Source organism: Streptomyces sp. NPDC127119, assembly GCF_042677425.1.
Lineage (GTDB): Bacteria > Actinomycetota > Actinomycetes > Streptomycetales > Streptomycetaceae > Streptomyces.
The window spans coordinates 1-12601 of the sequence record NZ_JBHXTO010000066.1 but is presented as its reverse complement, the minus strand read 5'-3'; the positions used below and the strand labels follow the sequence as shown (position 1 = coordinate 12601).

The 12601-nt window shown below is 68.5% G+C and carries 10 protein-coding genes; 3 read left to right on the top strand and 7 right to left on the bottom strand.

Going from position 1 to position 12601, the window contains the following annotated elements; translation table 11 throughout:
* Nucleotides 1-55: 55 nt before the first annotated feature.
* Nucleotides 56-730 carry a histidine phosphatase family protein gene (locus tag ACFVH5_RS25350; RefSeq protein ID WP_384806173.1) on the bottom strand — a complete coding sequence of 225 codons (675 nt, stop codon included), beginning with the start codon at nucleotides 728-730 and terminating at the stop codon, nucleotides 56-58.
* Nucleotides 727-2046 carry a glutamate-1-semialdehyde 2,1-aminomutase gene (gene hemL / locus ACFVH5_RS25345; RefSeq protein ID WP_385836061.1) on the bottom strand — a complete coding sequence of 440 codons (1320 nt, stop codon included), beginning with the start codon at nucleotides 2044-2046 and terminating at the stop codon, nucleotides 727-729. The genes ACFVH5_RS25350 and hemL overlap by 4 nt, the downstream gene beginning before the upstream one ends.
* A gap of 139 nt (nucleotides 2047-2185) precedes the next feature.
* On the opposite strand from hemL, the gene ACFVH5_RS25340 reads away from it, so the two are divergent.
* Entirely contained in the window at nucleotides 2186-2848 is a 663-nt protein-coding gene (locus ACFVH5_RS25340) for a hypothetical protein (protein ID WP_384806177.1), read from the top strand.
* Between the two features lie 137 nt (nucleotides 2849-2985).
* Here the strand turns inward: ACFVH5_RS25340 and ACFVH5_RS25335 are convergent, their stop codons facing one another.
* From ACFVH5_RS25335 to ACFVH5_RS25315, 5 genes are all read right to left on the bottom strand, one after another.
* The gene (locus tag ACFVH5_RS25335; protein WP_385836059.1) at nucleotides 2986-3525 is read right to left on the bottom strand and encodes a hypothetical protein; all 540 of its coding nucleotides are present in this window, start codon (nucleotides 3523-3525) and stop codon (nucleotides 2986-2988) included.
* A gap of 82 nt (nucleotides 3526-3607) precedes the next feature.
* Nucleotides 3608-5584 carry a hypothetical protein gene (locus ACFVH5_RS25330; protein ID WP_385836058.1) on the bottom strand — a complete coding sequence of 659 codons (1977 nt, stop codon included), beginning with the start codon at nucleotides 5582-5584 and terminating at the stop codon, nucleotides 3608-3610.
* On the bottom strand, nucleotides 5581-6744 hold the full coding sequence (locus ACFVH5_RS25325; RefSeq protein ID WP_385836057.1) for a purine phosphorylase: 1164 nt from the start codon (nucleotides 6742-6744) through the stop codon (nucleotides 5581-5583). The genes ACFVH5_RS25330 and ACFVH5_RS25325 overlap by 4 nt, the downstream gene beginning before the upstream one ends.
* Nucleotides 6745-7488, bottom strand: a complete 744-nt coding sequence (locus tag ACFVH5_RS25320) for an NUDIX domain-containing protein (RefSeq protein WP_385836055.1) — start codon at nucleotides 7486-7488, stop codon at nucleotides 6745-6747.
* A gap of 435 nt (nucleotides 7489-7923) precedes the next feature.
* The gene (locus ACFVH5_RS25315; RefSeq protein WP_385836053.1) at nucleotides 7924-9093 is read right to left on the bottom strand and encodes a DNA gyrase subunit B; all 1170 of its coding nucleotides are present in this window, start codon (nucleotides 9091-9093) and stop codon (nucleotides 7924-7926) included.
* A 515-nt stretch (nucleotides 9094-9608) separates the two neighbouring features.
* Between ACFVH5_RS25315 and ACFVH5_RS25310 the strand changes: the two genes are divergently transcribed.
* Both ACFVH5_RS25310 and ACFVH5_RS25305 read left to right on the top strand, forming a co-directional pair.
* Nucleotides 9609-10772, top strand: a complete 1164-nt coding sequence (locus tag ACFVH5_RS25310; RefSeq protein WP_385836098.1) for a 4-hydroxybenzoate 3-monooxygenase — start codon at nucleotides 9609-9611, stop codon at nucleotides 10770-10772.
* Between the two features lie 95 nt (nucleotides 10773-10867).
* A complete protein-coding gene (locus ACFVH5_RS25305; RefSeq protein WP_385836051.1) occupies nucleotides 10868-12544 on the top strand; it encodes a methyltransferase in 1677 nt (558 codons plus the stop codon).
* Nucleotides 12545-12601 lie beyond the last annotated feature (57 nt).

The following is a 12601-nucleotide window of genomic DNA, read 5'->3' as shown; positions in this document are numbered from 1 at the left end:
GCACTGTGAGAACAAGCACGCCGGGCGCAGCCCGGGCCTTCAGGGCCGCGAAAAGCTACGCTCCGAACGCCTTCGACTTGCCCTTCGCCGGCTTCGCCCCGGCCAACAGATGCGCGGGCACAAGATCACGCGCAGGCTCCGTATAGCCCACGGACACGATCTTGTCGCCCTGATACGTGAACGTCGTCAAAGACGCCAACGTGCACTGCCGCTTGCGCGGGTCGTGCCACAACCGCCGCCGCTCCACGAAGGACCGCACGATCCAGATCGGCAACTGATGGCTGACGCACACCGCCTCATGCCCCCGAGCCGCGTCCCGCGCAGCGTCCAGCGCCCCCATCATCCGGACGACCTGCTCCAGATACGGTTCGCCCCAGGACGGCTTGAACGGGTTGACCAGGTGCTTCCAGTTCTCGGGATTGCGCAACGCCCCGTCCCCGACCCCGAAGGTCTTCCCCTGGAAGACGTTCTCCGCCTCGATCAGCCGCGCGTCGGTCGCGAGATCGAGACCGTGCGTCTCGGCGACCGGCGTGGCCGTCTCCCGGGCCCGCTCCAGCGGGGAGGAGACGACATGCGTGATGTCCCGCGGAGCGAGGTGCTCGGCGACCCGCTCCGCCATCCGCTGTCCCAGCTCGGACAGGTGATACCCGGGCAGCCGCCCGTAGAGCAGCCCGTCCGGGTTCTCGACCTCGCCGTGCCGCATCACGTGTACGACGGTGATGTCACTCATACTGCCGTGGCCTCCGCTGCTGCCCGTGCCGCCGCCGGAAGGGCGTCGGCGATCCGCTGTACCGCCCGGTCGTCGTGCGCCGTCGACACGAACCAGGACTCGAACGAGGACGGCGGCAGGTAGACGCCCTGCGCCAGCATCGAGTGGAAGAAGGCGTTGAAGCGGTACGACTCCTGCGTCTTCGCGTCCTCGTAATTGCGTACGTCCTCCCCCGTGAAGAAGACGGAGAACATGGTGGACGCGTTCTGCAGTGTGTGCACCACACCTTCTTTGGTGAGGGCGTCCGTGACGAGCGTACGGATCTGCGCGGAGACCGCGTCGAGCCGGGTGTACGCGCCGTCGTCGAGCAGCCGCAGCTGCGCGAGGCCCGCGGCGGTCGCGACCGGGTTCCCGGACAGCGTGCCGGCCTGGTAGACGGGGCCGACGGGCGCGAGGTGGCCCATCACGTCCGCCCGCCCGCCGAAGGCCGCGGCGGGGAAGCCGCCGCCCATGACCTTGCCGAAGGTCATGAGGTCGGGCGCGACGCCGTCGACCCCGTACCAGCCGGCCCGGCTCGTACGGAAGCCGGTCATGACCTCGTCGGAGATGTACAGGGCGCCGTCCGCCGCGCAGGCGTCCTTGAGTCCCTGGTTGAAGCCGGGCAGCGGCGGCACGACACCCATGTTGCCGGGCGAGGCCTCGGTGATCACACAGGCGATCTCGCCGGGGTGCGCGCGGAAGGCCTCCCGAACGGCGTCGAGGTCGTTGTACGGCAGGACGATGGTGTCGCCGGCCTGGGCGCCGGTGACGCCCGGGGTGTCGGGCAGCGCGAACGTGGCCAGGCCACTGCCCGCCGCGGCCAGCAGGGCGTCGACGTGCCCGTGGTAGCAGCCGGCGAACTTCACGACCTTGGCGCGCCCGGTGAACCCGCGCGCGAGACGGATGGCGGACATGGTCGCCTCGGTGCCGCTGGACACCAGCCGGACCTGTTCGACGGGCTCGACGCGGGCGACGATCTCCTCGGCGAGCGCGACCTCGCCCTCGCCCGGCGTACCGAAGGAGGTGCCGCGGGAGACGGCGGCCTGGACGGCCGCGATCACCTCGGGGTGGGAGTGGCCGAGGATCATCGGCCCCCAGGAACAAACGAGGTCGACATACTCCCTCCCGTCGGCATCGGTCAGGTATGGACCGTTACCGGACACCATGAACCGGGGCGTACCGCCCACGGCGCGGAACGCGCGGACGGGAGAGTTCACGCCGCCGGGCGTCACGGCCGCCGCACGGTCGAAAAGAGTCTGCGAAACTGGGGCTTCGTACGGATAGCTCACACGGACCATGGTGTCAGAGGCTGCGAAGATCCTGCGGACAGGTGTTTCAACGCACGTTTCGGCGTGCGGCCGTGGGGGAGGTCACTGTCACGATGATCGGGTTGCGTGGCGGGGGTCGCGCACCCTAGAAAAGCAGTCGGGTGGAGATATGCATCGCGGTGGCGGACTGGGCGAGGGGACCGATGACCTCGGTCCTCGGCGTGCCCGGCGGGGGAAGCACCGGCGCGAGGCGGAAGCGGCCGAGGCACGGCAGACTCAAGGCTCGCAGAGCGAACCTGAGCGGATCGACCCGTCCGCGCGTATGGACGGTATGGACTACACGGACCGCGGGGCAGACCAGCTCAGGCCAGGAAGCAGCGGGAATGGTGGCCGGGTGGGGGTGACCTACAAATACTTCGGGGCTCCGGACGGCGCGACCGCCGCCCGGGTCCCCATCTCCATGCGCCCGGAGGAGCTCGGCGGCGACGAGCTCGGTATGAACGGCATGTTCACGAAGATCAAGCCGGAGACGATGGCCGCGATGGTGCTGACCGGCATCGAGGGCATACCCCTGCACAAGGTGCCCCCGCTCGAACTGGTCGTCCTCCACCCGGACTACGCCGTCGTCAGGCTCCCCATGACGGTCGTCGACCCGCTCCGCGGCATAGGCGAGGAGGCCGTGGGCGCGGCAGCCTTCATCTGGTCGACGGTCCCGGACCGCGGCGGCCCCCGCGACGCGTACAACGTCTACCAACTCCTCCACGAATGGCAGGACTTCAGCCACCGCCTCCACGAGGCAGGCCACCAGCCCTACTGCCTGGTCTGGCCCTGACCGAGGTTTCGGTGGTTATGGGCGGGACCCATTGGGCCTCGCCCTTCTCGGTGCGGGCCCAGCGCTGCGGAGGCGGTCACCAGGCTGCGCCTGTCGGGACGGCGGATGCGGTTCGAAGCAGGAGCCTCGGAGCAGTACTACCGCTCCGCATAGCGGAGAAACTGCCAGCCCAGTACGGCCAGGGCAAGGGTCTGCACGAGGGAGACGATCAGGGGTAAGGGCTGGACGGCCGGAGAGCACCAGAATGCGGTCACACAGGTCATCGGCAAGGCCAAGTACGTGAAGAGATCCACAGCGGTCTGCAGTCGCTTGCGCGTGGTGCGGCTCGCATCGTCGCGGTGGTAGTTCTCCCAGCCGAACACTGCGCCGGGGGCGCCGCTGAGCTCGGCCAGCCGCGGTCCCAACTGGCCGCGGATATAGCAGCCGACCGCCGAGATCTTCTCGTCGTTGACCAGATAGGTCCAGCCCAGGACCAGGCAGATCACGGGGACAGCGAGCAGCAGTTGAGCCTGCCCGCTCTGGATGGCGATCGCCAGGACCCCGGTGGACGAGGCGAGCGTGAAGTAGAGCAGGTTGTCACGAAATCCTATCCGGGTTTTCTGCTCTTCCTTGATGCGATCGTACTCGACCAGTAAAAGTCTGCCCTCAGTGACGTCTTCTCTTACTGCCACGGCCATTCCTTTGCTCGGGTCCCGGCTGGGCTGAGGAGTGGGTGGGCAGAGTGCGGAGCGCCGGACCCTGCCCACCCTGGAGAAAGACTCAGTCGGCAGCACGGAAGGACGGAATATTGTTGGGATTGTTTCGTTCTATCCAACGCTTTCCGTCCGCCGCGATCCCTTCCAGGAGGCGGAAGGTGTGGACGAAGCCGGCCGCATTGAGGTTGATCTCGGCTATTTGCTGGGCATTTTCGTCCGGCGCCAGTTGATGGGTATCGGCGTCTTTGACTCGGATGTTCCTGGCAGGCCCGTTGGTGAGGATGAGCTCCAGGTCGTAGCCGATACGGGCGCGTTCCGTGACCTGCACGGAGGACAGCGCATCGAACCGGTAGTTGCTTCGCTGCTCGCCCCCACGTTTCGCGTCGGCAAAATTGAATTCCGTGCTGATTTCACGAACGCCATCCTGTGTGACCAGGAAGAGCCGGAAGCTGTAGCGCGAGTATCGCCAAGGGCCACCCTTCATACGCCCTCGCTTGTAGGGGCGTGCGGGTGTCACCAGGATGGTGTGGGTGATCAGGTCGCGCCAGGTGAGCTGGTAGTGGCGGAGCGCTTCATCGACGAACAGCGTCTTGTCGCAGGTGAGCCAGGTTTCCATTTCCAGCTCACTGGGTCGCGTGGCGTCCAGGAACGACTTCCAGTTCTGGTACGCGACCTGCCTCGCGCTCAGCCTCGCTTGATATTCTTCGCCCTCCTCGGACATTCGGCGTTCTTCACCCCCGGCCTCCAGCCACGAGAACGCCGCCGCGCGTCCGGACCAGACCGAACCGGCCAGAGCCAGGACGGCCAGCGGCAGTTGCGGAGCGGCATCCGAGGCCACTGATCCGATCAGGCCCAGCGTCGTGACGCCTAGAACGATGAGGGCGAGCACACACATCACTTTCGCCACCGACGTCTGGCTCTGGTGGGGCCGATCGAAAAGAGTGCCTCGGTTGTAGCGATCCCGGGCATCCTCAGCGAGATAGCGGATCAGCCAGTTGACCCGGTCCACACTGATGCGACTCTCGCGGTAGAGAAACGCGATCTCGACGACCAGGCTGTTGCGGATGTAGCCAGTACGACCGAGCCATTCTTGCGGGGAGAATCCGTAGGGCGTTCGCATACCGAAGTAGTGATCGAACGAATGACGGACACGTTTGGTGAACCCGTCTTGGTCGGAGGCGGGAGCGCTCATGTACGGAATGGGGGGCTGACGATTCCCGGCCTTCAGCTGATGTTCCTGGTACCACCATCGCGGGCCGAAGTGCGCCGCGGTCAGGCCCGCACAGAGCGCCACCAGCAACTGAATGACTGCCGCAGCCGGGTCCGCGATCAGCGCCAGGATCCAGAGGAACGCTGTGCCGATGCCGAACAGGCCGACCCGGACCGGGAGGGCCGCCCTCGCCGCGGCAGCGGTGCTCGGGCGGGGCGGTAGAGCTCGTGGCCCGATGGGGTCGGGTTCGAAATAGGCCCAGACCCGTTGGACCCGGTCGTCGCCGAAGCGAGCCGCCTCGGCCCGCTCGCGGTTCTCTGCCCACAGGCTGTCCTTCAGCCCTCCGGTGAGTACGAGGTCGAAGTGGTGGAGGATCGCGTCCCGCCGGCGAGGTGACAGGGTTCGCAACCGCTCCAGTACGCGCCCTGCTTCACCGTCCGTGGTGCTGAGCATCGCCAACAGTTCGAAGGCGATGCGCAGAGCGTCCTTCCACTCTCCCTCGGCGTAGGTCCGCACGAGCCCGGAAGCATGGTGCAGCCGCTGGAGTTCTTCGGTGTTGAGGTCGTGGTAGGCGCGTGCACTGAGCATGGCGAGCACCCAATGGAAACGGACTTCCGCGTTCTCGTATCCATGGGCGATCGCGTCACTGATCATGTCGCGAGCACGGCTGGGGATGCCATCCTCCAGGAACCGCACACCGACCCTGTATTTTTCCTGAGGCGATGCATCCGGATGCACGAAATAGACGTTGGAATTGTGTACGGTCTCGGCCTGGATTCCAACGGTGGAATCGTATGCAGAATTGTGCGTACCGCCGCTGCCGTCGTTCATGACGAGTCACCCGCCGCGACGACCAGTGGCGCCAGCCTGGCCACCAGCTCGGGAAACTCCGCGACCAGGCCTCGTAACCTCTTGAGCGCCATGGTTGCCCTCTTGGGCGATTCGGGAGTTTTCTCCTTTGCTGCCCGGTGGGCGAACCCCAACTCGGCCAACGCCTCTCGATAGGTGTCGTCGTCGAGGGAACTCTCGGCGTGGTGACGCTTCAAGTGTTCACGGAAAGCACCCAGTTCCGCGATCAGGTCCACCGGATCGGACACCTTCCGATCTGCGTGCAAGTAGACGCTGCTCTCCTTGACCGAGCCGGCCATGATGCCAACGGTGCTGTTGTGGGCGGTGTTGCTGACGTGCTCTTCGGGCCCGTCACCCCTATGGGCCTTGTCTGCCTGGGACATGGCGATCTGCTCCTGTTCTCTCACCAGTTCCACGGCCAGCCGGGTAGCGAATGCCGCCGCGTTCGCTGCGGCCCGTGGCTGCCAGTTGCGGTCCTTCGCGCTGTTCTTCGTACCGTCCGCCCGGTCGCTGATTCCCCGGATGATGGCCACCGGTGCCCCGTTGAGATGACCAGCCTGCGCCACGCCGGCGGCCTCCATCTCGATTGCGAGCGCGTCGTTGTAGTGCCGCCGGATCCACCGCGCCTCTGCCGAGATCTTCGAGTTCTGCACGACCTCACCGGCGGCGATCGCACCGAAGCGCACCTGCGGCGCACGCCCACGACCGGATGTATCGTCGGCCCAGTCGTTCACACGGGCCACATGCGAACCGAGCTGACTGATGGTGTGCGCCGCCTCCCACACCCGGGGGCGGGCCTTGAGCCCGTCGTCCTCACTGGTCCCGCCGTGATAGGCGTACACATGTGTCGCCATCACCACGTCGCCCAGCCTGGCGGTGTCCCACAGGGCACCGGCGACGCCGACGAAGAGTACGGCCACCGGCGAGAACTCCTGTATCGCGCGCTCGGCGATCACCGCGGCGGAATGATTCCCTTTGTTCGTCAGGCCGAGCGCGACCCGACATGAAGTTCCCTGCACGGTTCCCACCTCGAACCGTGTCCCACGCTCATGACGGCGCACCTGCAGGCCGACCAGTTTGCCGCGCACCGCCTGGTACTCAAGATTGAGGGCGGTCAGAATCACCACCAGGTCGTTCGACATCTAATCCCCTTCCCCTCTCGCGTCCTCTTCCGTCACGGACGGCACAGGTCGGATCAACGGCGGGAACAGCACCGTCTTCGGCCCAGCCCGGTAAAGCTGCGCGGGCCGCCCTCTCGTGGTCCTGCGCGCCGAGCCAGCCGGGGTGATGAATCCCTCTGCGGCCTGGACTTTCCGATAGAAATTACGAGTGTCGAGTTCGGTGCCCCAAACCGCCTCGTACACCTGCTTCAAGTCGACTATGGTGAAGAGTTCTCCACAGAATGCCGTGGCCAGCGCCGAGAATTCGAGCTTGGCGCGCGCACATTCGATTCCGTCCGTCACGATTTGACGATGGTCGAAGGCCAGGTCCACCTCACCAGACAGGACGGCTTCCGCGGGAACCCACGCAGCATCCGTGGCATCCGTTCCCGCGACCGGTTCGGGGAGCCCGGGTGCGATCGCCAAGTGGGCCACGGATACGACTCGTCCGCGTGGATCTCGGCCTGCCGTCCCATAGGTGGCCAACTGTTCAAGATGGACCCACCCGGCAGTCAGAGCAGTTTCCTCACGCAACTCCCGGTGGGCGGCGTCCAGAATCTCCTCACCAGCGTGATTGAGGAACCCGCCCGGCAGAGCCAGCATGCCCTGATAAGGATCCTCACCTCGCTCCACGAGCAGGACACACAGTCGCCCCTCACGGAGCGTCAGAATCACGAGATCGACCGTCAGCAGCACGGGCGTGGGTGACCACACGTCAACTTGCATGCTTTACAAGCTACTTCAGTTACTGTCACTTTAACAAGAAGTGCGACAGTGGGCGTTGAAGTTGCGTGACGGTGCCGCTCCGAACGGTCGACTCGCTGTCCGCTGCGCGGTCAAGCGGGGGCGAGCGGAGCTTGCTGATTCGGTGTCGTCACGGAGCAGCTCGGCAGCGGACATTTGCGTTTCAGGAAGCCGCGAAGGGGTGTCCGGGCTGCCCGGTTGTACCAAGTGGAAGCGGTAGTCGGCCGGCCGGCTCGGGCGATTGCGGGCCCCTGTGTTCGCGGGTCGTGGGCGCTGGGTCATGTAGGTGGTCACTCGGAAATACCGGCGCTGACCACGCCCCCCGACCGCCCGCTGCCCGGTCCGGCAGCGGGCCTGCCCCTGCCGGGTCGGACCGCCGGCGCACACGTACGTCCGACGGCGTGGTCCGCCGACGGTTCAGAGCTCGTGGGTGCCCCGGACCATACGGTCGACGATCTCCATGGCCTGCTCCGGCCGCTCCTCGAACCAGTTGGCCAGGTGCTCCCGGACGGCCTCCCCGACGCACATCCGTACGTCGGGGTTGCCCAGCAGTCCACGGGTCGATCCGAGGAACTTGGGACGGTCGAGCTTCACCGACACGACCGCCTTGAGTCCCGCGCCGATCCGGTGCGCGCAGGGATCGGCGTCCGTCGCCGCCGACAGCCCCCGCCCACGCGCGTACGCGGTGACCGCGGCCGTCACCCCGTCACGGAAGCCGTCCAGGTGCGCGCCGCCCTCGGCAGTGGCGCCGCTGTTGGCGAAGCCGAGCGTGCGCTCCTCGCCCGAGCCGCTCCACAGGAGGGCCACCTCCATCGTCCCCGCCATCCGTGGGTCCTCCCGCTCGAAACCGATGACGTCCCGGCCCAAGGACATTCCGGTCTCCGCGTCGAGGGCGGCCACGAAGTCCCGTACTCCGTCCGGGTATCGGAACGAGACCGCTCGGGTCCCGCCCGCCGGGCGTTCGTCGGTCAGCGAGATGCGCAGGCCGCGGTTGAGGAAGGCCAACTGCCGGAACCGCTCCGCCAGTACGGCGAACAAGCACTGCGTCGTCTCGAAGATCCCGGTGTCGGGCCAGAACGCGACGGTCGTCCCGCTTCCCGCCGTCGGCTCCACGGCGACGACGGTCGGGCCGATCTCGGCGCCGCACGCGTACTCCCGCAGCCGGTGGACGCCCTCGCACCGCACCTCCGCCGTCAGCCGGCTCGACAGCGCGTTGACGACGAAGAGCCCGACATTGAAGTGGCTCACCGTCACGCTGCGCCGACCGCTGGGCCAGTAGTCGGTGAGGAAGCCGGTCAGCAGCGCTTCGAGGCCCGGACCTCCGGTCTCCTCGTCGATCTCGAAGGGGTCCTGCGGCCCGTCGTCGGCCACCCGCACGCCGCCGTCGGCCGTGAGCGTCACATCGACGGAGCCACACCGGCCGGCCAGGAACTGATCCACCGCCCGGCCGACGACATCGAACACCAGGTGATGCAGGCCGCGTTCGCCGATCGAACCGACGTACATCCCGGGCCTCTTACGAATGGCTTCCCGCCCGTCCAGCACCTCGATCCGGGCAGCGTCGTACCCCGTGCCGTCTCCAGTCATGGAGCCCCTCCCTTGACGTCCGGCAGACCTCTTCAGCCTAGGCTAATCTCGGTAAAACACCAGGTCAGAGCTGTTTCGTCGAGGCCACGTGCAGGCCGGTGAGGCCCTGCCGAAAACAGGTCGACCCCACAGCCGCCCACCACCCCCGAAGCACCCCCAACCCCCACCGAAGCCACACAGCCCCCCACCCAGGCCACCCCCGAGCCCCCCAATCCGACCCACGGGCACAGCCCCCCAAAGGGCGCCGGAAACGGCGCAATCCGTTCGCTTTCAGGGGGCGCAGCCCCTGCTTTCAGGGGCGCGGGGAACTGCGCGACCAGCCCTCACCGGGCCCGCACCCCTGAGCGCACCGAAGCCCCCCACCCTCACTCCAAAAACAACACCCCTCGCCCGCTTTGTCGTTCGAGCGACGCATTCGGGTGAATCAGGTTCGCTGACCGGTTTTGGGCTGTTTACTATCTGGTTTCGTGACAGACGGGAAGCGCCGACCAGAACCAGCCGGCCACATCACCGACGTGGCCGTCCTCGGGGCCGGGCCGGCCGGGCTCGTGCTCGGCAACATCCTCGTGGACCGGGGCATCGACTGCGTCGTCCTGGAACGGGCCGAACCCGCGCACGTACGGACCCGCGCACGTGCCGGATTCCTCGCGCCCGGCACCGTACGGACCCTGGACCGGCACGGTCTCGCCGACGGGCTGCACCGACGCGGACAACCGCACGGCGTCTGCGAGTTCCGTACCGGGGACGGCCGGTTCCGGCTGGACTACGGCGGGCTCGGGCAGCGGGAACACCACACCGTCTATCCCCAACAGGACCTGGTGTCCGACCTGTTGACGCGGTTCCTGGAGCGCGGCGGACAGATCCGGTTCGGCACCGAGGCCGTGGCCGTGCACGACGCCGACAGCGAGCGGCCCGAGGTGGTCGCGCGCGAGGCCGACGGACGCCCCCTGCGGTGGCGGGCCCGGTACGTGGCCGGCTGCGACGGCCGGCACGGCGCGGCCCGCCGTTCCCTGCCGGCCGGCACGGTCCGCCACCACCGCGACCACGGCGTGACCTGGCTCGGCCTGCTCGCCGAGGCGCCGCCCAGCCTGGACGCCGTCGGCTACGCCGTCCACGAGCGCGGCTTCGCCGGACACATGGCCCGCACCAGCGACATCACCCGCTACTACCTGCAGTGCGAGCGCGGCACCCCGGCCGCGTCCTGGTCCGAGGAGCGGATCTGGGACGAGCTGGAACTGCGGATGCGGGCACGGGAGTACGGCCCGCTGCGCCGCGGGCGCGTCGTGCAGCGGGCCGTCGTCGACCTGGAGTCCGACGTGCTCGAACCGCTGCGCCACGGCGCCCTGTTCCTCGCCGGTGACGCCGCCGGGCTGATCAGCCCGTCCGCCGCGAAGGGCGCCAACCTCGCGGTCCTCGAAGCCGCGTCCCTGGCCGACGCCCTGACCGACGACCTCACGCGCGGCGACCCCGCGGGCCTCGACGCCTACTCCGCGCGCTGTCTGACCCACATCTGGCGTGCGCAGGAGTTCTCGCACTGGATGATCGGGCTGCTGCACGGCCCGTCCGGCGCGGACGGCGAGTCGCTGTTCCACAACTCCCTGCGCCGCGCCCGCCTCGCCTCGCTGCGCACGTCCCGCAGTCAGCAGGACTGGTTCGCCGAGCACTACGTCGGCATCTAGCCGGTCCCGCCCGTACGCAGCCGTCCCTGCGCAGCCCTTCCCACGCAGTCATCCGTACGCAGTCAGCCGAACCCCGGAATGAGGATCCACCCGTAGTGATCACGGCATTGTCGGGCGACATGTCCCGTCTGCGCGAGACGGTCGAATTCGTCAAGGAACAGGACACCGCCACCCTCCTCCCGCTGCTGCTCCCCGGGCTCGACGGCCCGGAGCTGCGCGCCCTGGCGGAGCGCTGCGCCTTCTCGCACGCGGCTCTGCTCGTCTTCCCGCCCGACGAGGCCGCGCTGTACGCCGCGCTCGCCGACTGCGGGCTCGCCGCGGACGCGCCGCCACGGCCCAGCGTCGTCGTACGCGAGCGGCTGGCCGTACGCCACCGGCGCTCCGCGGCGGAGCTGGACGTCGCCATCCTGCGCCCCTCGGTGCGCGGCCGGGACGGGACGCGGCGCACGGTCGAGGTGTTCGCGCTGACCGTGCCGCCGGGCTCGGACCTCGAAACGGTCGCCGCGCACGAGCGGGAGGGACAGCGCGAGGCGCATGTCGCCTTCGAGGTCGAGGCACCGGACCCGTTGGTGCTGCGCGGCCTGTGCGCGGCCTTCGGGCAGTACGGCGCCATCCCCGACGGCGGCGGCTACAACCCGCACGAGGACGGCACGGTGTTCTACTTCACCGCGCCCGCCGAGGCCAAGTCCGGCTACCGGCGCGTGGAGCTGTACGTGCCCGGCGACCACCGTGACGTCCTCGCCGCCCACCTCGACGACGTACACCCGGGGCAGCAGCACGCCGAGACCCTGCTGCGGCTGCTGACCGGGGCGTGGACGACGCAGGCGCTCGCCGCGTTCGCCCGACTGGAGGTGGCCGACGCGATGGACCGGGAGCGCGCCGTCGGCCTGGCCGAACTGGCGCGGGAGGCCGGTGCCCTCGCGCCGAACCTGGCCACCCTGCTGCGCTATCTCACGATGCTCGGCGTGGTGAGCGAGGACCGCGACGGGTTCCGGCTCACGGACACCGGGGCGCTGCTGCGCGCGGACGCCGAGGGGTCGATGCGGCCACTGGCGCTGATGTACGGGGGACCGTTCTACGAGTCCTTCGCCGGGCTCGGGCACACGGTGCGCACCGGACAGGTCGCCTTCGAGCAGCGCTTCGGCGAGAACCACTTCGACCACTTCGCCCGCGACCCCGAACTCGCCGAACTCTTCGACCTGTCGATGGCCGCCGGTGCCCGGATGTTCGACCCGCTGCCCGCGCACCCGGTCCTCGCCTCGGCGCCCGTGGGCGCCACCGTGGTCGACATCGCGGGGGGCAACGGGGAACTGCTCGGCCGGATCCTGTCCGCGCACCCCCGGCTGCACGGCCTCCTGCTGGAGCGCCCGCAGACCGTCGAGACCGCCCGCCGCGTCCTCGGCCGGGCCGGGCACGCGGAGCGGTGCACCTTCCTGCCCGGCGACTTCGCGGACGTGCCCGCGGGCTGTGACGTCTACGTCCTGTCCCGGGTCCTGCACGACTGGGACGACGACCGCTGCCGGGAGATCCTGCGCCACTGTGCCCGCGCGATGTCCTCCGCCGCGGATCTGCTCGTCGTCGAACGCGTCCTGCCCGCCGACGGTTCGGCCTCGCTGGCCACGGCCTGGGATCTGCACATGATGTGCAACGTCGGCGGCCGTGAGCGCCGGGCCGACCACTACGCCCGGCTGTTCACCGAGGCGGGCCTCACGCTCCTGGACCGCACCCCGCTCCCCCTGGACGGCACGGTCCTGCACGCCCGCCGCACCTGACGCCGAAAAGATTGCGCAGTTCCCCGCGCCCCTGAATGGGGGCGCGGGGAACTGCGC

Excerpts from the sequence above, each read along its gene's own strand:
- ACFVH5_RS25350 (WP_384806173.1), bottom strand. The coding sequence starts at position 730 with ATGAGTGACATCACCGTCGTACACGTGATGCGGCACGGCGAGGTCGAG.
- hemL (WP_385836061.1), bottom strand. The coding sequence starts at position 2,046 with ATGGTCCGTGTGAGCTATCCGTACGAAGCCCCAGTTTCGCAGACTCTT.
- ACFVH5_RS25340 (WP_384806177.1), top strand. The coding sequence starts at position 2,186 with ATGCATCGCGGTGGCGGACTGGGCGAGGGGACCGATGACCTCGGTCCT.
- ACFVH5_RS25335 (WP_385836059.1), bottom strand. The coding sequence starts at position 3,525 with ATGGCCGTGGCAGTAAGAGAAGACGTCACTGAGGGCAGACTTTTACTG.
- ACFVH5_RS25330 (WP_385836058.1), bottom strand. The coding sequence starts at position 5,584 with ATGAACGACGGCAGCGGCGGTACGCACAATTCTGCATACGATTCCACC.
- ACFVH5_RS25325 (WP_385836057.1), bottom strand. The coding sequence starts at position 6,744 with ATGTCGAACGACCTGGTGGTGATTCTGACCGCCCTCAATCTTGAGTAC.
- ACFVH5_RS25320 (WP_385836055.1), bottom strand. The coding sequence starts at position 7,488 with ATGCAAGTTGACGTGTGGTCACCCACGCCCGTGCTGCTGACGGTCGAT.
- ACFVH5_RS25315 (WP_385836053.1), bottom strand. The coding sequence starts at position 9,093 with ATGACTGGAGACGGCACGGGGTACGACGCTGCCCGGATCGAGGTGCTG.